The following is a 19,395-nucleotide window of genomic DNA, read 5'->3' as shown; positions in this document are numbered from 1 at the left end:
TCAATCCATTCTCGCTGTGGCCAGGAACTGGCGCATCCAGGGTGGAGCGGTGGTCGCGATGACGCGGTCGGAGTCAGCGTCGTCGAGGTCGACCAGTTCGTATCCCTCGGAGCCGGCGGCGGTTGCGAGGATCACGGTGCGCACGTCCGCGCGCCGCTGAAACCACGACGCGCGGGTGGCCCAGCCGACGATGCCGTCGCGATCGAGTGCGTTCCGGTGCCGTGCGATCTTCGGCGGCGCGATCACCACGGACTGATCGGTGATCGCATGACCGAGGTGGCGGTAGCGCGCCACGCCAAACGTCATCGATGCGGCCAGTGCGATGACGCCGAGCGCCAGAAACCACACCGGACCGCCGGTCACTGCCGGGATGCCCGAGAGAATCAGCGCGGCGGCACCGGCCATCGCCGCGCGATTGAGCCGACGAGTCCGCGCGGTGCGTCCGTGCTCGACGAGCGGCATCGTCAGTTCCACCCCATCGTCGGCGACCAGGTTGCCCACGCGCACAGCCTCGTCCTTCGGTGCGGGTGGGAGCAGCAGGGGGTGCTTGATGTGGCCAATGGCGATACCGCCCAGGCGGGCGCCGTGTACCGGTCGCATCAGAACCGGTTCGTGCAGATGCGTACCGCGGATACGGGATTCGTCGAAACTCACGGCGTTGGTGGTGAGGAGTCCGCGCTCGGTGCGCAAGGTGCCGTCCGGGTGGCGGGTGAGGGTGAAGTTCCAGAAGCGCAGAACGTAGCCGAGAACCGAAAGCGCGGAACCCAACCCGATGACACCGACGACCACGATGATGATCACCACGGCCACGGGGATGCCGCGCACTGCATCGGCCGCGCGTTCCGCGGTCCCGACGCTGCGTTCGAAGAGTCCGGCGTCGTTGGCTATCTGCGCGCCGAGCCCGAGCGCGGCACCCGCAGTGGCGAGTCCGGCCATCGAAAACGGGGAATACCGAAGCCATTCCGGGCGAAAACGGGTGAGAACAGTGGCCGGTTGGTGGTCCACGTCTACGGCTGGTACGTCGCCCCGGGGTGCGGTGGTCATCAGGTATCCGTGCAGCGCGTCTGCATCGGCAGCCGACAGGGCATTGAGTTTGACTGTCGCGGAATCCTTGTCGCCGCCGGTGCCGATGATGACCTTCTTGAGACCCAGGATTCGGTGGACCGGGCCCGCGGTGAGGTCGACGCTGCGGATGCGGTCGCGGCGGGCAGTGACGACCTTGCGTGTCAACAGTCCCTTTCGCACCTGGACGTGTTCGGGAGTCACCTGGTAGCGGGTGGTCAGCCAGGGCAGCACCGTCACCAACAGCACCACGACGACCGTGGCCAGCAACGAGAAGACCGGCGCAGACTGGCCGGCGAAGACGAGTGCAATCAGGGCAGGAATGAGTTGCGGTAGCTGCTCGACCGGCTGCACCACCATCGTCCCTGGTGAGAGCCGACGCCACGGCTCAGGTTGCGTCATCGCGGTGCACCTGGGTCCGTCGGGTCAGCTCCGCGGCCACCTGCGCAGCGACCGCCGCGTCGAGTCCGACGATGCGGATGGTGCCCGCCGACGACGCCGTGGTGACGGTGAGCGTCGACAGGCGCAGTAATTGCTCGAACGGTCCGGCCTCGGTGTCGACGATCTGGATTCGGGCGATCGGGATGATCACGCGATGCCGGACAAACCAGCCGGACTGCGTGTACACCGCCTCGTCGCCGATCTCCCAACGATGAAAGCGATAGCGCCACTCGGGTATTGCGGTGACAGCGACCACCGTTGCGGCAGCCACGACGACAGCTCCGAGCAGAGCGAGCCAGCGTGCTTCGGGGACGAGGATCGCGACGACCAACCCGGCGATGGTGAGGGGTATGCCCACCACGGCGGGAACGATCCGCCACAGCGTCTTGGCACGGGGATCGACCCGATTCGTCGGCTCGCGCAGCGTCACCAAATCAGGTTATCGTCACTCCGCCGTCGACCGCGACCGTCTGCCCCGTCACGTAACCCGACGCCGGCGACGCGAGCCAGATTGCGGTGGCCGCGATCTCCTCGCCGCGACCCACCCGTCCGAGAACCACGCGCGGTAGCTGGCTGTCGAGGTAGCCGTCCTGGTAGGTGTCGGTCATCTCGCTCTCGAAGAAGCCGGGCGCGATGGCGTTGACCCGAATTCCCTTGCGGGAGCCCCACTGTTGGGCCAGGTCGCGGGTGAGGCCGATGACGCCGGCTTTGCTCGACGCGTATGCGGCCTGTGGCAGACCGGCGGTGGTGATGCCGAGAATGCTCGAGATGTTGATGACGGCGCTGCCGGGCTGCATCACGCGCCCGCATGCCTGCGCCATCCAGTACGACCCGTTGAGGTTGATGTCGATGACCGTGCGGAACTGCTCGGGAGTCTCGCGGGTGGCCGGGAAGGCGGTTCCGACGCCGGCATTGTTGACCAGCACGTCGACCCGGCCGAACGTCTCCATGGCCGTGTCGACGACGTTGCTGCAGGCGGCCGGATCGGCGACGTCGGCGGGCACCACCAGCGCCTTGCGGCCGAGACCTTCGACCATCGCGGCGGTGTCGGCGAGCTTCTCGGCACGACGCGCGGCGAGGACGATGTCGGCACCGGCCTCGGCGAAGCCGCGGGCGAACGCGACGCCGAGCCCCGATGACGCGCCGGTGACGATCACGACCTTGCCGCTCATGTCGAACAGATCAAGAATCGGCATGGGTGAATCTCCTTGGTGCGGTTGGTCAGAACCACGCCGGGTCGGCGTCGAGGGTGGTGCGGTCGAGGGTGGCGAGCAGATCGAGCTGTGGGCCGGTCTTGGGTAGCTCGTACCGGTAGAAGTATTGGGCGGCAGCGCGTTTGCCGTCGTAGAAGGCGCCGTCGTGGCCGTCGGCCGCCAGTGCTTGTTCGAGCCAGATCCAGGCGATCACGATGTGGCCGGTTGCCTCGAGGTAGGCGGTCGCATTGGCCAGCGACACCGCCGGGTCGCCCGCGGACCAGATCTGTGCCGTGGTGGACACCAAGCGGTCGGTTACCTTTCGCAGATCGTCGGCGTATCCGGCGACGGAGCCGACCGACGATGCCCGATCGATGGTGGCACCGATCGTCTCGACGAGCAGCGCCAAGCCCTTACCGCCACCCATCACGACCTTGCGGCCGAGCAGGTCGAGAGCCTGAATACCGTGCGTGCCTTCGTGAATGGGGTTCAGGCGGTTGTCGCGGTAGTACTGCTCGACGTCGAACTCCTTGGTGTAGCCGTACCCGCCGTGCACCTGGATGGCCAGGCTGTTGGCCTCCAGGCACCACTGAGACGGCCAACTCTTGGCGATCGGGGTGAGCACGTCGAGCAGCAGGGTCGTGCGCGCTCGTTCGTCGCCGTCGGTGGTGGCCTCGATGTCGACGAGGCGGCTGCAGTAGAGGCCCAGTGCGAGTGCGCCTTCCGCATACGACTTCTGGGCCAGCAGCATCCGCTTGACGTCGGCGTGCTCGATGATCGGCACCGGTTTGCTCGACGGATCCTTCGCATCGACCGGTCGTCCCTGCGTGCGTACCTTGGCGTATTCGACGGAGGCCAGATACCCGGCGTAGCCGAGCGAGGTGGCAAGGAAGCCGACGCCGATCCGCGCCTCGTTCATCATGTGGAACATGTAGGACAGTCCGCGGTGTTCCTCGCCGACCAGATATCCGACGGCGCCGGGAGCGGAGCGAGCGGGCCGACTTGATGCGGCGCCGGAAGCGTTTGTCGGCGTGTGTGTTCCGTCGCCGAAGTTCAGGAGCGTGTTGGTCGTCGCCCGGTTGCCCATCTTGTGGTTGAGCCCGACCAAGGCGACGTCGTTACGGGTGCCGTCGGCAAGATACTTGGGGACCACGAACAGGGAGATGCCCTTGACGCCGGGACCACCGCCGGGCGCCTTCGCGAGGACGAGATGCACGATGTTCTCGGCGAGCTCGTGTTCGCCCGCCGAGATCCACATCTTGGTGCCGGTGATCCGATACGTGCCGTCGTCCTGGGGTGTGGCCTTGGTGGTGATGTCGGCCAGCGACGATCCGGCCTGGGGTTCGGACAGGCACATGGTGCCGAAGAATCGGCCCTCGACCATGGGCCGCACCCAGGTGTCGATCTGCTCGTCGGTGCCGTAGGTGGCCAACAGGTTCGCGTTGCCCACGGTGAGGAACGCATACGAGGACATTGCTGCGTTCGCCGCCTGGAACCAGGCCGACGACGCCCGGCTGACGACCGTCGGCAGTTGCATGCCGCCGAGCTCGGCGTCGAACGAGGCCGCCATCAGGCCGGTCTTGCGGAACTCGTCGATGCCGGCGCCGAGTGCGTCGGGCAGAACCACACGACCGTCGTCGCCGACGTACGGTTCGTTCTGATCGCCCTCTTTGTTCACCGGCGCAAAGCGTTTCGTCGCGAGATCTTCGCTCAGTTCGAGGACCGCGTCGAAGGTTTCACGAGAGTGCTCGGCGAACCGTTCCCGCTCCGTGAGCGACTCGACGTCGAGCCATTCGTAGAGCAGGAATTCCAGATCACGTTTGCTAAGCACTCGCTTATAATGGCTGACAAGATGGACGACGTCAACGTTCCTTGGGGGTTGTGATGGCTGAGCGACGGGCAGAATCGGCAGCGGCCGAGCGAATCCGCAACGCCGCGATCGCGTCGTTCGCCGAGGTCGGCTACGGTGCCACGTCGACGCGGCAGATCGCCCGGAAGTTGGGCATGTCTGCGGCCGCGATGTATCCGCACTACCGGTCCAAAGAGGAATTGCTCTACGCGATCGCGCTGGACGGACACCGTGGCGTACTCGCCGCGCTGTGGGCCGCCGACGACGAGTCCGCGCCACCGATGCAGCGACTTCGATCGGTGGTCGCGGCGTTCACGGTCTGGCAGGCCGAACATCACGACCTCGCGAAGGTGGTGCAGTACGAGTTGCACGGGCTCACCCGGCCGCACTACTCGGCGATCACCCGGATTCGGCGCGAGACAAGTTCGGTCCTGGCTCAGATCGTCGGGGCGGGGATCGAGTCGGGCGACTTCGACGTCGACAACCGGGACGACGTCGTGCTGGCGATCTCGTCGCTCTGCGTCGACGTGTGCAGATGGTTCCCGACGCGCACACATCGCGATCCGCAGCAGTTGGGCCGCGTCTACGCCGATCTCGCGGTTCGGATGGTCACTCCCGCTCCTTGAGGTGCGAGGACCGTGAGCGGCCACCCCGCTCCCTGAGGTGCGAGGAGCGCAAGCGACGAGCCTCGAAGGGCCAGGTGAGACGACTTTTCATATCGGCAGAAACGACCCCGACGGGGCCAGTGGCTGATTGATGCGTGGGGCGTACTGATCGAAGTACACGCGGGCGATGAGGTCGCGGCGGCTGCGGACCCCGGCCTTGTCGAAGATCGACTTGAGGTGATCTTGCACCGTGTACGCCGACACGTGCAGGGCAGCGGCGATGTCCTTGGTGGCCACGCCTTGAAGCACCAACTGGGTGACGTCACGTTCGCGGGCGGTGAGCCCGAAGGCCTCGACGACGATCGGCACGATCTCGGGCGGCCGGGCCTCTTCGATGGTGATGACCACCTCGCCGACCCGTCCGTCGGCCGACGACAGCGGCGACGCATTGATCACCAGCCACATGCCTGATGCCCCGCGCACGCGCAGACGCGGCGGCACCGTCGATTCGCCGCGGCCGTATAGCCTTGCGGCACCGATCAATCCGAAGATCGGATTGATTGCGGCGCCACTGTTCGCACCGGCGACCAGTTCATCGATCCGCTCCTGGCTGCCGGCACTCATCTGCACGATCTGATCGTTGCTGTCGACGATGATCACCGCGGGTCCGGTCATCGAGGTTTGCGATTCGAGGATCTGTGGTTCGGCCACGACGGTGCTGAGCAGCCCGGCTCGGACGCCGACAGCAAGCGTCTGGGACACCGAGGCGAGGAAGTCGATCTCGGCGCGATCGAAGGGCAGACACCCGGTGCCGCTTCGGAACAACGAGATCCCGCCCCATACCCCGCGGCCGTCGCGCAGGAGAACCCGCGCCTCATCGTGGTAGGAGAACTCCGGAATCATCAGTTCGCTCATCCGGTCCGACTGCCGGGTCTCGCCACGGGTGAGTTCGCTCAATCCGACCGCATCGACGCCGCGTGCCGCCATCTCTCGAAAGGACGATTCCTCGACGCGTCCGTACTCGAGGAGACCCCAATCGGGATCACGTCCGTCCTGACCGAGAAGGTCGCCGTACTTGCGGGCGCCGGTCAGGATCAGGGAACTGGGGTCCAGACTTGCGATGCACACCGCGTCGTTGGGTATTGCTCGGCTCAGTGACGCCACCGATTCGGCGAAAAAGTCATCGAGCCCGAGGCCGGCGTGTGCGACCACGTCCAGGTCGCGGCGCACACGCTCGGCTGTCAGGCTCGATGTCATTGCTCAATTGTGCGGTTGCGCTGGGACGATGTCTATCCCAGATTGTTGGGGTCGGTCAGGGAGAATACGCCCGCCGGGTCGTGGCGACGGCGGATCTCGGCGAGGTGTTCCCGTTGTGCTTGCGGCCAGAGCTCGTCGCGATTGTGGGCGCGACGACCGGACAGATTGAGCAGCGCACCGCGCGACCATGGCGCGACGGCGTCGACGACGCCGGAGAGGTGGGCCTCGACCTGATCGCCGAGAGGTCCGGCAGGAACCCCGATGGCGAGCACGGTGAAGGCGGCATCGCGACCGCTCACCGCGTTGGGTACCCGCTGCGGCGCAACCAGCTTGCCGCCGAGCAGTCGGATCTCGACGATGGCCAGGGGGCTGGCGACGTCGGGCCCGGCCGCATCGAGCAGTGCGTCGACGGCGGATGCGGTCAACTCGCCGAGTGCGACGCCCTGCTCCACCGAGGGCATCGGCCCGGGCGGGTCCATGTGCACCGCGTCGAGCGCGGCGGCCGGGTGTACGCCCACGTTCTCCAGCAGTACCGGGCCGGCCGACCGAATCGGTGCGAGGAGCGATTCGGCGACGCCCGGGTCGCCGGTGTGGGTGTAGCGGACGTGCACCGCGAGCTGACCCTGCAGCGGCGGGGGCAGGTTGGGGTCCGGCGGCAGGCGCAGGATGGCGATCGAGGTTCCGGCCTCCTCCGGCAGCGTCGGTGCCCATTGCCGCCAGGCGTGCAGGACATCGGACGCCGCGTTCCCGGCGAAGAAGATGCCGCCACCGTAGAAGGTGGCTACGGGGAGAAGGTCGAACTCGATGGCGGTGACGATACCGAGACCGTCTCGGGCGCCGAGCAATGCCGTGAACAGGTCCGAACCCGCCGTCGCGTCGAGGGTCCGAACGATCCCGTCGGCGGTCACGACCTCGATCGACCGCACATGGTCTGCGGCGTAACCGAATTCGCGGCCGAATGGGCTCAGGCCGCCACCGAGGGTGTAGCCGACGACGCCCACGCTCGACGACGACCCGGCAAGCCCGGTCAGGCCGTGCGGCGCCGTTGCGGCGGCGACGTCGCGCCACCGGACTCCGGCCCCGACCCGGGCGGTGCGCGCGATCGGGTCGACGGTGATGTCGGTCATCCGGGATGTGCTGATGGTCAGTTGATTTCCGCCCTCGAGGACGGGTCCGTGCCCGGTCGCGCGAACCCCAATGCGGAGGCCGTTGGCGCGGGCGTGGCGAACTGCTGCGGCAACGTCGGCGGCGGATGTCGCACCGACCACGATCGACGCGCCGGGAGTGACCGCGACGTTGAAGCCGGCGAGTTCGGCACCGAATTCCGGGTCGTCGGGGGTGAAGACGGGTCCGGCGACCGCGGCGCGCAGGTCGGACAGCGATGAGGAGGGTGATTGATCGATGGTGATGGACACGAAAGTTTCCTTCTGTGGGTGTGATTCGGTCTTGGCTATCGGGCGGCTTGGGCGGTGATCTCTACGGCGAGACCGGGGAAGGCAAGTGCGGTGACGCCGACCAGTGCGGCGGGCGGGGTGGCGGCGACGGTGTCGAGGCGTTCGGTCAGGGCCGAGTAGGCGGCGAGAGTTGCGGGAACATCGGTCGTGTAGATGGTGAGCATGGTGACGTCGGCCAGCGACATGTCGGCCATCTGCAGGATTTCCTCGATGTTGTGCATCGCCAACGAGATCTGTGCTGCGACATCACCTTCGTGCAGCACCTGCCCCTGCTCGTCGACCGACGCCTGCCCGGCGATGGACAGGGTTCGGCTGGGTGCCGGTCGCAGTTGCGCATGGTCGAAGCGGAACGGCTCGTTCCAGGTCGATGGATTGATGCGGACGGGTGCGCTGGTGCTTGTTGTGGTTGTCATGCAATCGAGAATCGTTGAGTAACCAGCTGCTTCACCATCCCCGGCCGCTGGTGACTTGTGCCGCCAGAACGCTGGGCGCACCGACGCCCCAGAAATCTGGGAGCTGTGCCGGAGGGGGTCATCCCGCTGAGTGTCCGCAACCGTATGGTCACCGACATTCTCGGCTTTCGTGGTTTCGATACGCATCGGGCTCGCTGCGCTCGCTCGTTGCTACTCAACCAGCAAGTGGTGGAGCGGTAGGAGGGGTGGAGCGGTAGGAGGGTGGTGGAGCGGCAGGAGTAGAGGTCGGAGGGACCTCAGTTCGCGGTGATCGAACCCCAGGTGAAGTCGCCGTGGTCGCTGCCCAATCCGGTGGCGACGATCCCCGCGACCGTGCAGCCGACCCGCGCCGAATCGAGCAGGGACAGGTCGTGGCCGCGGGCGGCGAGGAAGCCGGCCGAGAAGGCGTCGCCGCAACCGCTGGTGTCGACCACCTCCACTCCAGTGGCTTCGGCATGCTCGGCGTCGTCGGCGGTGACGACGTGCGCACCGTCGGCGCCGGCGGTCACGGCCACACATCGCACACCACGGTCGATGAGGGAACGGCAGGCAGTGACGAGGTCCTCGATCGCGGTGAGGCCGCGCACCTGATCGTCGTTGGGGAGTAGGTAATCCAGATGCGGCAGAATCGGTTCCAGCCACGCGAGGACGCCGGGATCGCCGTCGGCGAGGATGTCTGCCGAGACGGTCGTGCCACTTTCCCGGATGTCACCCAGAAGCGGAGCCAGCTCGGGTGGATTCAGGAGTTCGGGTGCGCCGATGTGGACATGGTCGGCGCCGGTGAGCAGTTCGAGCGGGGCTCGATCGAGAGGGTAGGCGAGGTTGGCGCCCGGCATGTGGATGGCAGGCCGATCGCCATTGCTGCGGATCGGCAGCATGCTCATCGACGTCGGCGCGTCCACGCGGACAAGGTGATCGGTGACGACGCCGAACCGGTTGAGTGCGGTGTCGAGCATCGCGCCGGCATCGTCGTCGCCGATGGCGCCGACGGTGAACACCTCGGCCCCGAGTTTGGCAAGGGTGATGGCGGTGCCGCCGGCCGGGCCGGCCGCGGACATCCGCATGTTCTGCACGAGTACTGAGCCCTGACCATCGGGGATGGCGTCGACAGGCTGGGCGAGGACGTCGAGTACGTGAGCCCCGAAGGTGACGACTCTCATGCGTCGCTCCCGCCCCGGAAGGCTCGGTAGTGCCGCCGCGTGGCTGTCTCGAGCACCTCGACGACCTGTGCTTGATCGAGAACTGTTCCGCCGGGTGCTTGCAGATGAATGCGGGCGAGCCAATCGAGCAGTTCGATGCTGTCGCAGGCGGATTCGAGGGTGTTCCCGTATCCGACGGAACCATGGTTGCGCATGAGTGCAACAGTGCGGTCGGCCAGGGCGGCGACCACGCCGTCGCTGAGTTCCCGACTGCCGAACACCGCATACGGGGCCACGCGGATGGCTCCGCCGAGCATCGACTGCGTGTAGTGAACCACCGGCAGCTCGTCGGTCAGATTCGACACCGCGATCGATGCGACGGGGTGGGCGTGCACGACGGCCCGAGCTGACGTGGACTTGTAGACGTCGAGGTGGATGTGCAACTCCGAGGTCGGCACGTGCGGCGTCTCCTCCAGCACGGTGCCGTCGAGGTCGACGACGACGAGTTGGTCGGCGGTCACCGAGTCGAGGTAGCAGCCCGACGGGGTCATCACCACCGCGTCGTCGATGCGGATGGACAGGTTGCCCCCGGTGCCGAACGTCAGGCCCCGGGCAGCCAGTCGGTGGGCGGCCGCGACGATCGCCGCTCGTTCGTCTGTGAATCGCACGGTTAAGACCGTACTCGGTGGCGGCAGGTCACACGTCGATGCCGAATTCCTTGATCTTGCGGTAGATCGTCGCGCGGGAGATTCCCAGCGCGTTGGCGGCGGCGATCTTGTTGTGCCCGTTCTCCTCCAGGCTTCGCACGATCGCGTCCCGTTCCAGCGCCTCGATGCGGGTCAGGGTGTGGCGGCTGAGCGACCGGCAGGTCGGGGGCAGTTGTTTGACGGTGATGACGCCGCGACGTTGGTGGGTCACGACCTCCCGCAACATCTGTCGCAGCTCGGCGACGTTGCCCGGCCAGCTGTACTTGCTGAGCTGACGCATCGCCTCACCCGACACGGTGAGCTCCCGACCGCGCGTGAGTTGGCGGAGCAACGTCGGGACGAGATCCTGCAGATCTTCGATGCGATGCCGCAGCGGTGGTAGTTCGACGGTGTGCCCGAAGAATGGAAGCAGCGTCGCGCCCAATCCGGGGTCGGTGGCGTCAGAAGACATCGTGATCCCGACCATCCCGGTGTGTTCACGACCCGGCAGCAGATCGGCGATCGCGGCAGTCGTCTCGTCGTCGAGCTGGTCGACATCGCGCAGAACGACGCAGAAGTCGTCTCGTTCGAGTTCTGTCGCAAGGGTTTCCAGTGATTCGGGGTCGTCGAAGTCGCGTGGTCCGAAGTCGCGCGTCGACCCCTGCCGATAGAGTGCTGCGGCTGCACGCAGGATGGCCGCGCGACCCGAGCCGGGTTCGCCGGAGACCACGATCCACTCGCCGGACCGGGTATAGCGGGCAACGCGATCGCAGCACTGCCGCCACGATGAACTGCGGCCGACGACGCCCGGGAGTGGGGTCGGGGTGGTCCTTTCCACAGGTGACGCGGTCGGTGGATCGACCAGATGGACATGAAATACCGCCATCTCCGGGACGTCCTGATAGCCGTCGACGGGGGAGAGGCGCACCGTGCGGCCGCTCGGCAGCGTGTTGATGCTGCGTGAGGTCGTGCCGTCCATGGTGAGGTCGACAGCGTGCTCTAGCATCGAGACCTGATCGGCCGGGTCGATGCTGAGCCGCAGGCGCCGATTCATCAGGACCACGTCGGCGGCAATCGCGAGCACCATCATCTGCGGCGCCCGACGACACGTCGCGAGGTAGGCGGCGAGCAGTCGCGACTCGCGTTCGCTGGCCATCGACAGCATCTGATGTTCGATCTGCACGGTCGCCGACTTGGCGAGCGCCATCAGCAGTGACCCGCCCTCGTCGACCCAGCCGGTGAGGTCGAGCGCGCCGATCACGGCGCCGGTGATCGGGCTGCGGATGGGCACCCCGGCGCACGACAGTTGTGCCAGGCAGCCGGCGTAATGCTCGGCGCCGGTCACCAGGGTCGGCTGCCGGGATTCGAGAGCGGTGCCGATGCCGTTGGTGCCGGCGAACTCCTCGTTGTAGCTGTATCCGGGGGCCAGGCTCACGTCGTCCAGACGTGCCTGCAGGTTCCGCGACCGCGTGGTCCGCGACAGCACCACACCGTCGGGTGAGGTGAGGATGATGCTCACCGGTTCGGCCGACAGGTTCTCGGCGAGTTGATCGATGACGGGCCGTGCCGCTCTGGTGAGCACACCGTCGGGGTTGGGTTCACGCACGAACGGCAGTTCGAGACGATCGGCGTGCACGTTGAAGGAACGCGACCGCTTCCATGACGTGGAGATGCTCTCGCGGATGGCATCGTCGATGCCGTCGTCACTGAGAAATCGTTCGCGTGCTTTCGCAACGTAGATGGGCGATTGTGGTGCCTGGGCTGTGGGCTGAACTCTCACCGATCCGGTCGGACCTCCTCCTGCGGATGTGTCGTGGATCACATATTTCCAGTGTACCCACGCGGCTGTGTGGTGGGGGATGGGCCGGCGGCGATCAACGCCGCGAACATGATGTTCGGATCGCCGCCGACCCGGCTCGAGACGTCAGTAGATGTTGGACGGACGTACCATTCCTTCGGCGAGGTCGCCGAAGCCCGGTGCCGGGATGGCACCTGGATTGCCCATCACTTCTTCTACGACGGCCGTCTCCGTGGTGATCAGGAGCGCGGCGATCGAAGCAGCACTCTCCAGCGCCGCTCGCGTCACCTTGCACGGGTCTATGACGCCCTCGTCGAACATGTCGCCGTAGCCACCGGTGAGTGCGTTGAAGCCGTGTCCGAGGGGCAGTCCCGCGACCACCTTGACGACCTCCTCGCCGTCGAAGCCGGCGTTGGTGGCGATCCAGAACAGCGGCTCGGCGAGCGAGCGTCGCACGACGTCGATGCCCACGGCCTCGTCGCCGAGTGCCTCGAGAGGTTCGAGTGCTCGGTGGGCCTGTGCGAGCGCGGTGCCGCCACCGGAGACGATGCCCGCCTCCACTGCGGCCCGGGTCGCGGCGAGTGCATCCTCCACGCGCAGCATCCGCTCCTTGAGTTCGACGCTGGTGACACCGCCGACCCGGATCACGGCGACCCGGCCGGTCAGCCGGGCAATGCGCAGTTCCAGGCTGTCGCGATCGGCGTCGATGCGGGCCCGGTCCAACTGTGCTTCGAGCTGACTGACCCGGGCGTCGACGCGCGCCTGGTCGCCGTGGGCGCCGACGATGGTGGTCTCGTTCTCCGTGACCGTCACCCGGTCGCAGGTGCCGAGATGCTCGACGGAGACCTCGCTGAGTTCGAGGCCGGTGTCCTTGGCGATGACGTGACCGCCCAGTGCGACGGCGAGGTCCTCGAGTTCGGCGACCCGACGATGACCGAAACCGGGCGCGCGCACCACCACGGACTGCATGGTCTTGTGCATGTTGCCGCCGACGAGCAGCTGCAGCGCGGGACCGTCGACATCTTCGGCGAGGATCAGCAGCGGGCGATCGGCGCGCTTGGCCGACTCGATGGCCGGCATGACGTCGCGCACGTCGGTGATCTTCTTGTTGGTGAGCAGCACCACCGGGTTGTCGAGGACAGCTTCCATGCGATCGGGATTGGTGACCATGTAGCCGGAGATGTAGCCGTGGTCGAACTCGATCCCGTCGACGACGTCGACCGCGAGGCCGAGCACGTCGCTCTCTTCGGTGGTGATCACACCATTGCGGCCGACATGTTCGACGGCGGTCGCGATCACCTCGCCGATCACCTCGTCGTCACTGGCCGCAAGGCTGGCGATCCGCGCGAGGTCGTCGCGGCCCCCGATCTGCACTGCCTGCCCGGTGAGGGCCTCGGTGACCGCGCCGACGGCTCGTTCGATGCCGCGGCGGACCCGCATCGGGTTGGCGCCTTGTTCGACGGCACGCAACCCCTCCCGCACCATGGCCTGGGCGAGGACCGTGGCGGTGGTGGTGCCGTCACCGACCACCCCGTTGGTCTTCATCGCGACTTCCTTGACCAGCTGGGCACCCATGTTGGCGAACGGATCGCGCAACTGGATCTCCCGGGCGATGGTCACACCGTCGTTGGTTATCGTTGGCGGTCCGGTCAGCTTCTCCAGCACCGCATTTCGGCCCTTGGGCCCGAGTGTCACCTTGACGGCGTCCGCGAGGGCGTTGACGCCCCGCTCCAGTCGCAGCCGCGCTTCGGCGTTGTAGCGCAACTCTTTGGCCATGATCTCACCTTTTCTCTGTGTTGTGGGTTTTCTTCGCTCCCTGAGGTGCGAGGAGCGCTAGCGACGAGCCTCGAAGGGCTGGTGAGGTTGCGTCGCCGGCCCTTCGAGGCTCTCGGCTAGCGCCTCGAGCACCTCAGGGAGCGGGGGTCGGGTGTCGCTCGGGGTGAGCGGCGGTCGTTGTCAGGGAACGAGGATCGCGCGGCCCCGGACGCGTCCGGCGTCGAGGTCGTCGAGTGCCTGTTGGTAGTCGTCGAGGGCGTATTTCGTGGTGTGCAGCTTCACCTTTCCTTGGGCGGCCAGGGTCATCAGTTCGTTGAGGTCGTTGTAAGAGCCGACGAGGTTGCCGATGAAGTTGATCTCGGTGGAGATCACGTCGATGGTCGGGACGTCGATGTTCTCGCCGTAGCCGACCACGAAGTAGTTGCCGGCGCGGCGCAGCATCGCGATGCCCTCGGCGGTCGCGCCGCCTTCGCCGACGAAGTCCAGAACCGCCTCGGCGCCTTTGCCGTCGGTGAGGTCGAGGACCTGCTGGACGTGACTTCCGTCGGCGACGATGCCCTTGTGCGCACCGACTTCGACGGCGAGTTTCACCGCGTCCGGGTTGCGGTCGACCACCACGAGAGTGAGTCCCGAGATGGCGGCGAGAACCTGAATCCCGATGTGTCCCAATCCGCCTGCGCCGATGATGACGCACGTGTCGCCCGGTCGGGTCATCCGGTCGACCTTCGCCGCGGCGTGGTAGGCGGTCAGCCCGGCATCGGCAAGAGCCGCGACGTCGGCGGGTTCGAGGGAATCGTCGATCCGCACCACGCTGCGCGCGGTGGTCTTCAGAAAGTCGGCGTAGCCGCCGGCAGTGTCGATTCCCGGGAATTGGCTGTTCTCGCAATGCACGTCATCGCCGTCGCGGCAGGCACGACAGAGTCCGCAGGTGATCAGCGGGTGCAGGATCACCTTCTCGCCGACCGTCACATTGGTGACCGCATCGCCGATCGCCTCCACGACGCCGGCGTTCTCATGCCCGATCGTGTACGGCAGTGCGACGCCGCTCTTCTCGGCCCACTGCCCTTCCAGAATGTGCAGATCGGTGCGGCACACGCCGGCGCCGCCGATCTTCACGATCACGTCGAGCGGCCCGGTGATCTCGGGGTCGGGGACCTCGTTCAACTGGAGTTTGTCGTGGTAACCGACAACTTGGACTGCTCTCATGGCGTCTCCTCGCGCAGGTTGGTGATGATCGGTTCGCTGGTGCCGTCGCACTCGTCGTCGTCGGCGTAGCGGGTGGCCAGCAGGCCGCGGCAGAAGTGGGCGTTGCCCTCGATCGAGATGCGCACGGACCGCGCGAATCTCAGCCGCATGGGGACCTGCTCGTCGGGAATCGGATGCCCATGGTCGTCGACGAGGACCCGGCTGTTGGGGCACAGGGTGAGTCCGATGTCGGCGCGCCGGCGCAACAACGCCGACCGGTTGGGTCCCGGAGGCAGATCGCGGAGCAGCACGTGACCGACCTCGTCGACGGTCACCTCACCGTTGCGGATGATCTCGGTGAGCGAGCGTTCCATCGCGGCGACGTGAGCCTTGCGGGCGAATGTGCGTCGCAATTCGTCGAGTCCCTCGTCGGCCTCCGAGCCGAAGGTGCCCACATAGCCGGCCGCCGCCGCCAGTCCCGCGTTGATCTTGTCGCTGTCGTGGTGGTCATCGAGCAGCACATGTACCTCGCCGACGCCGTCGATCGCCTCGAGCGCGTCCTGTGCGTCGGATGCCATCAGGTAGGCGAAGTTGGGCGCGCAGAACGATGTTGGGAGCCGGAGGTGAACGGTCACCGACGTGTCATCGATCTCGATGGACCGAATGAACTTGAGGTCGGTGATCGGCTGGTCGAGTTCGGGATCGATGACCGTCGACAACGCCTGCTGCACAGCGGCACCGATGGCCAGTGAGGCCGGTGGCGCGGTGATGGTCATGCGTTGGCCGCCTCGGGTGCGCCGGTTGCCACCTCGGCGCCGGGGTCTGCTGCGTCGGTGGGAATCCGCAGTTCCTCAGGCACTTCGATGTGCGGATAGAGCGCCGCCGCGTTGAGGCCGAGGATCTTGCGCTTCTGGTCGGTGGTGATCGGGGCGTACTCCGTCATGTCCTCCGGAATCTGGAAGTCGACGAAGCGGTCGACGAGCCAGGTGGGGTTCCAGAGCGCGTAGTCGCTGGCGAAGAGGATCTTGTCCTCGCCGATCCAATACAGCAGCTCGCCGATGATCTGGGCGAAATACCTTGGCCGCGTGTGGATGAACGGAATCGCCACGGCCAGGCCTCCGTACACATTCGACTCCTGGGTGGCGATCCAGCAGAAGTCCTCGAGGCGCGGCAACCCGACGTGCTCGATGATGAAGTTCAGGTCGAGGTAGTCGGTGGCGACCTTGTCGACGTCGGCGACGTCGAACGCGTCGCGGTCCAGCGGCCGGATGGTCGGTCCCTTGTGGACGTGGATGTTCTTGATGCCCAGCTTGATACATTCCTCGAGGTACTTCCGTGACCACGGGTCGTCGAGCTTGTAACCCCGCGACTCGCCATGCCACTCGGCGGTATAGAGCTTGACGCCCTTGAGTTGCATCGAATCGGCGTCCTTGCGGAGTTGCTCGAGGCCGCTCTCGCCGTCACGTGGATCGTAGGCGTGGTTGTAGGTGAGCTTGCCGGGGTTGTCCTGGACGAGCTTCAATGAATCGTCGACCTGCGCAAAGCCGTTGACGTAGAAGTCGCGCAGGATGGTGGCCTGGAAAATCGCGTGATCGGCCGGCCCGTCCTCGAACAGGTCGTTCATGAGCCGGTCGGCTCCGTAGTAGCAGTAGGTGTCGTAGTCCCAGACCTCTTCCTCCGGACTGAGATTGCGGTGATAGTCGTAGAAGCAGTCGATGAACTGTTTGCCGTGGATGTTGCGCTGGTTGCTTTCTCGGCCGTCCCACAGGTGGACGTGGGCATCGACGATGAAGTACTTGTCGCCGTTCTTTTCGAACATCGGATCACTCGCTCTCTCGGAGGTGGGCTGTAACTGTGGGCTGAAAGATGGGCTGGGAGAACTGTGGTGGGAGCGGACTGGAATCACCGCCGGGGGTGCGCTGGGGACGCGCACCCCCGGCAGTGAGGATCAGCTGGACGCAGTCAGATCGAAGCCGATGAACTCGGCCGCGTCCTCGGGGCTGGCGAACAGGATCGTGCGGTCGTCGAGATGCACCATCCGTCCGTAGTGGGTGGAGCTGATCTCCTCGAAGATCGACCCGTCGAAGTCCTGGCCGAGGGCGTCGGTCAGTTCGTCGTAGTCGAAGGTGAGCCGGTTGACCCCGTCCACCCGGATCATCGAGGGGTACTCGGTGAGTTCGACACCGTCTTTGGCGCCCATCACATCTGCGACGACGCGTCCGATCGGGGTGTTCATGAGCGTGACGCCGCACATGTTGGAGAACTCGGTGTCGGTTCCGAACTGCATGGTGCTCACTGGTTCAACTCCTCGGGGATGTCGACGTCGATGGCGGCCAGCACATCGGCGAACTTGGTTTTCGCGGTCGCGAGACTCGATTGGAAGGTGACGGACTTGTCGGCCGGCTGCGACCAGATCGGCTGCAGCGCGTTTGCCGCCTCCAAGCACCTGGGCACCCATTCGGACATCCAGTCCGCGAACAACTTTCGGTTGTCGACGGCGTATTTCTCGTCGCGCGCGAGCATCTGGAACAGTGCCCGGGTGTAATTGAGGTCGCGGTCGTAGTCGTATTCGCCCGTGCCGACGATGGTCGGGGTGATGTAGTCGCCGTTGCGGGCGGCCACCTGCATGACCAACTCGGTGCGGAACAGCGCGCCGACGAGCTGTTCGAACACGATGTTGGTGGCGAACAACAGCTGTGCCCAGTCGCCGATGGCGGTGATGCGTTCCAGCGTCTCACGCACCGGCTGCCACTCCGGCGCCGACTGCCAGACCTCCTTGTGCGCCGATCCGTCGAACGCTTCCTCGGCCTCGGACAGGTCGAGGTTGAACAGCGCCAGATCCTGGGCGAACCGCAACTTGTGTGCCGCGTTGACGGCCACCGCGTTGTTGATCATGTTGGTCGGCGCAGAGCGCTGGATGGAGGTGAACACGTGCAGGCCCATGCCGCTCTCGGCGTGCATCCACGCACCGAGGTTGCGTTCGATGAACTTGAGCCAGGCCGAATTCCAGCCGTCGTAGGCGCGGGCGCGCTTTGCGTTCTGCAGGCACAGGTCGACCTGATGGACCACCGCGGAGTTGTTGCGGTAGATGGTCTGTTCCCACTCCTCGTTGGGGTCGAGGAAGTCGTGCCAGTTGCTGGACTTGGCTTCGGTCCATTCCTGCGGATACCCACCGGGGCCGTCGCCGAATCCGTAGATCCAGCCCTGGGTCAGGTGACGGTCGGGATCCGGCTGCACGTCGACGGTGACGTCTTCGTAGATCGTCGCGCGCTTACGGGCCGGGGTGTAGTAGCTGTACTTGCGGCTCTTGCTGCTCGGGAACTCACGGGCGCCGGCTTCGGCGTCGGTGAATTCGATTGACGGGAAACTACGTTCCCGCGGTTCGGCTGGTGCAGACATACCTGTCATTCCTGTCGTTCGGGCTGAGGTCTAGTCAAATGCCGGGCTGGTGAACTTGTCGTAGAAGATCTGATCCCGGGGGACCGAATGTTGTTCGGCGAGCGCGAGTGCCGCGTCGACCATGGGTGGGGGGCCGCAGAAATACACCTCCGTTCGGGCCAGGTCCGATTCGCCCGCGTCGACGATGTCGGTGACGTTGCCCTCGGCGACGGTGACGCCGCCGGGAGCCTGATCGGCCGATTCGGAGAGACAGGCGATGAACTCGAAGTTGTCGAGTTTCTCTCCGAGAGCGGCAATTTCGTCGAGATAGAACAGATCCGCGGCGGTACGTGCTCCGTAGTAGAAGTGCACCGTACGGTTGAGTCCCGTCTCGCTGATGTGACGGAGCAGCGAGAGCAGCGGTGCCATCCCGGCGCCACCCCCGATGCACACGATCGGGAGCACGTGTCCGTTGCGCAGACAGCACGACCCGTACGGGCCGTTGATCATGATCTCGTCGCCCACCGAGAGGCCGTCCTCGAGCATGCCGGCGAAGAGCCCGTTCGGGTACTTCTTGATGACGAACTCGAGGCGGTCGGGCGTGCTCGGTGTGGTCGCCAACGAGAACGACCGCTTCTCGTCGGTGCCGGGGATGAACAGGTCGACGTACTGGCCGGCCTTGAATTCGAGCGCTTCGGGTTCGACGACGTCGAGCTTCAGCGAGACGATGTCGCGGGTGAGCGGTTCGATGCCGGCCACCTTGGTACGCACGTCCTGGATGGGTGCGCCGCCGAGCAACTCGTCCTCGTCGAAGTTGAGCAGCTCGATCTCACAGTCGCTGTATGCGTAAGTGCGGCAAAGGAGTACGTATCCCTCGGCCTCCTCGGAGTCGTTGCACGCGAACGTCGAGTAGTCGTCCATCTGCACGTCACCGTCGAGCATGTACGACTTGCAAGCCGAACACCGACCCTCTCGGCAACCGTGCATCAGGTGGATGCCCTGCCGGAATGCGGCGTCGAGGATGGTCTCGTCCTCGCTGACCTCCATCTCGATGTCGACGGGTTCGAAGTTGATGCGGTGTGTGTCTGCCACTGGGTCGCCTTTCGGTGCTCAGTCGGGG

General features: G+C 65.9%; 18 protein-coding genes. 1 reads left to right on the top strand and 17 read right to left on the bottom strand.

The window, feature by feature from the left end; all coding sequences use genetic code 11:
- The 4 genes from ACWDTF_RS07510 to ACWDTF_RS07495 are packed head-to-tail and all read right to left on the bottom strand — an operon-like array spanning position 1 to position 4,527.
- Positions 1 to 1,464, bottom strand: coding sequence for a PH domain-containing protein (locus tag ACWDTF_RS07510; protein WP_449754193.1), 1,464 nt, complete (start codon positions 1,462 to 1,464; stop codon positions 1 to 3).
- Positions 1,451 to 1,933: a PH domain-containing protein gene (locus tag ACWDTF_RS07505; protein ID WP_449754192.1), complete on the bottom strand. Its 483-nt coding sequence runs from the start codon at positions 1,931 to 1,933 to the stop codon at positions 1,451 to 1,453. Before ACWDTF_RS07505 ends, ACWDTF_RS07510 begins: the two co-directional genes overlap by 14 nt.
- Positions 1,934 to 1,937: 4 nt before the next feature.
- Positions 1,938 to 2,699, bottom strand: a complete 762-nt coding sequence (locus ACWDTF_RS07500; RefSeq protein ID WP_449754191.1) for an SDR family NAD(P)-dependent oxidoreductase — start codon at positions 2,697 to 2,699, stop codon at positions 1,938 to 1,940.
- Positions 2,700 to 2,724: 25 nt separating this feature from the next.
- Positions 2,725 to 4,527 (bottom strand): acyl-CoA dehydrogenase, encoded by a 1,803-nt coding sequence (locus tag ACWDTF_RS07495; RefSeq protein WP_449754190.1) that lies wholly within the window; start codon positions 4,525 to 4,527, stop codon positions 2,725 to 2,727.
- Between the two features lie 53 nt (positions 4,528 to 4,580).
- Here ACWDTF_RS07495 and ACWDTF_RS07490 point away from each other — a divergent pair, with 53 nt between their 5' ends.
- Positions 4,581 to 5,171 (top strand): TetR/AcrR family transcriptional regulator, encoded by a 591-nt coding sequence (locus tag ACWDTF_RS07490; RefSeq protein WP_355276834.1) that lies wholly within the window; start codon positions 4,581 to 4,583, stop codon positions 5,169 to 5,171.
- Positions 5,172 to 5,258: 87 nt separating this feature from the next.
- Here the strand turns inward: ACWDTF_RS07490 and ACWDTF_RS07485 are convergent, their stop codons facing one another.
- The 13 genes from ACWDTF_RS07485 to ACWDTF_RS07425 all read right to left on the bottom strand — a co-directional run bounded on the left by ACWDTF_RS07485 (position 5,259) and on the right by ACWDTF_RS07425 (position 19,367).
- Entirely contained in the window at positions 5,259 to 6,407 is a 1,149-nt protein-coding gene (locus ACWDTF_RS07485; protein WP_449754189.1) for a helix-turn-helix transcriptional regulator, read from the bottom strand.
- A 32-nt stretch (positions 6,408 to 6,439) separates the two neighbouring features.
- Complete coding sequence (locus ACWDTF_RS07480; protein ID WP_240856839.1) at positions 6,440 to 7,822, bottom strand: FAD-binding oxidoreductase; 1,383 nt, start codon at positions 7,820 to 7,822, stop codon at positions 6,440 to 6,442.
- Between the two features lie 35 nt (positions 7,823 to 7,857).
- Positions 7,858 to 8,274, bottom strand: coding sequence for a RidA family protein (locus tag ACWDTF_RS07475; RefSeq protein ID WP_355276828.1), 417 nt, complete (start codon positions 8,272 to 8,274; stop codon positions 7,858 to 7,860).
- 296 nt (positions 8,275 to 8,570) lie between these two features.
- The gene (locus tag ACWDTF_RS07470) at positions 8,571 to 9,473 is read right to left on the bottom strand and encodes a carbohydrate kinase family protein (RefSeq protein ID WP_240856841.1); all 903 of its coding nucleotides are present in this window, start codon (positions 9,471 to 9,473) and stop codon (positions 8,571 to 8,573) included.
- Positions 9,470 to 10,120, bottom strand: coding sequence for a class II aldolase/adducin family protein (locus tag ACWDTF_RS07465; protein ID WP_355276826.1), 651 nt, complete (start codon positions 10,118 to 10,120; stop codon positions 9,470 to 9,472). Before ACWDTF_RS07465 ends, ACWDTF_RS07470 begins: the two co-directional genes overlap by 4 nt.
- A 28-nt stretch (positions 10,121 to 10,148) precedes the next feature.
- A complete protein-coding gene (locus ACWDTF_RS07460) occupies positions 10,149 to 11,918 on the bottom strand; it encodes a sigma-54-dependent Fis family transcriptional regulator (protein WP_355276839.1) in 1,770 nt (589 codons plus the stop codon).
- Between the two features lie 144 nt (positions 11,919 to 12,062).
- Positions 12,063 to 13,712 (bottom strand): chaperonin GroEL, encoded by a 1,650-nt coding sequence (gene groL, locus ACWDTF_RS07455; protein WP_240856844.1) that lies wholly within the window; start codon positions 13,710 to 13,712, stop codon positions 12,063 to 12,065.
- 180 nt (positions 13,713 to 13,892) lie between these two features.
- A complete protein-coding gene (locus tag ACWDTF_RS07450) occupies positions 13,893 to 14,918 on the bottom strand; it encodes an NAD(P)-dependent alcohol dehydrogenase (RefSeq protein ID WP_240856845.1) in 1,026 nt (341 codons plus the stop codon).
- Positions 14,915 to 15,673: an iron-sulfur cluster assembly protein gene (locus ACWDTF_RS07445; protein WP_240856846.1), complete on the bottom strand. Its 759-nt coding sequence runs from the start codon at positions 15,671 to 15,673 to the stop codon at positions 14,915 to 14,917. Before ACWDTF_RS07445 ends, ACWDTF_RS07450 begins: the two co-directional genes overlap by 4 nt.
- Positions 15,670 to 16,716, bottom strand: a complete 1,047-nt coding sequence (locus ACWDTF_RS07440) for an amidohydrolase family protein (protein WP_240856847.1) — start codon at positions 16,714 to 16,716, stop codon at positions 15,670 to 15,672. The genes ACWDTF_RS07445 and ACWDTF_RS07440 overlap by 4 nt, the downstream gene beginning before the upstream one ends.
- A 129-nt stretch (positions 16,717 to 16,845) precedes the next feature.
- Positions 16,846 to 17,184: a propane 2-monooxygenase effector subunit MimD gene (mimD, locus tag ACWDTF_RS07435; protein WP_240856867.1), complete on the bottom strand. Its 339-nt coding sequence runs from the start codon at positions 17,182 to 17,184 to the stop codon at positions 16,846 to 16,848.
- Positions 17,185 to 17,189: 5 nt separating this feature from the next.
- Positions 17,190 to 18,296: an aromatic/alkene monooxygenase hydroxylase subunit beta gene (locus ACWDTF_RS07430; RefSeq protein WP_240856848.1), complete on the bottom strand. Its 1,107-nt coding sequence runs from the start codon at positions 18,294 to 18,296 to the stop codon at positions 17,190 to 17,192.
- Positions 18,297 to 18,326: 30 nt separating this feature from the next.
- The gene (locus ACWDTF_RS07425; protein ID WP_240856849.1) at positions 18,327 to 19,367 is read right to left on the bottom strand and encodes a 2Fe-2S iron-sulfur cluster-binding protein; all 1,041 of its coding nucleotides are present in this window, start codon (positions 19,365 to 19,367) and stop codon (positions 18,327 to 18,329) included.
- Positions 19,368 to 19,395: the final 28 nt, after the last annotated feature.

Source organism: Gordonia sp. NPDC003422 (genome assembly GCF_053588675.1).
Note: the sequence above shows the minus strand (reverse complement) of the source record. Positions and strands in the feature narration are given on the sequence as shown.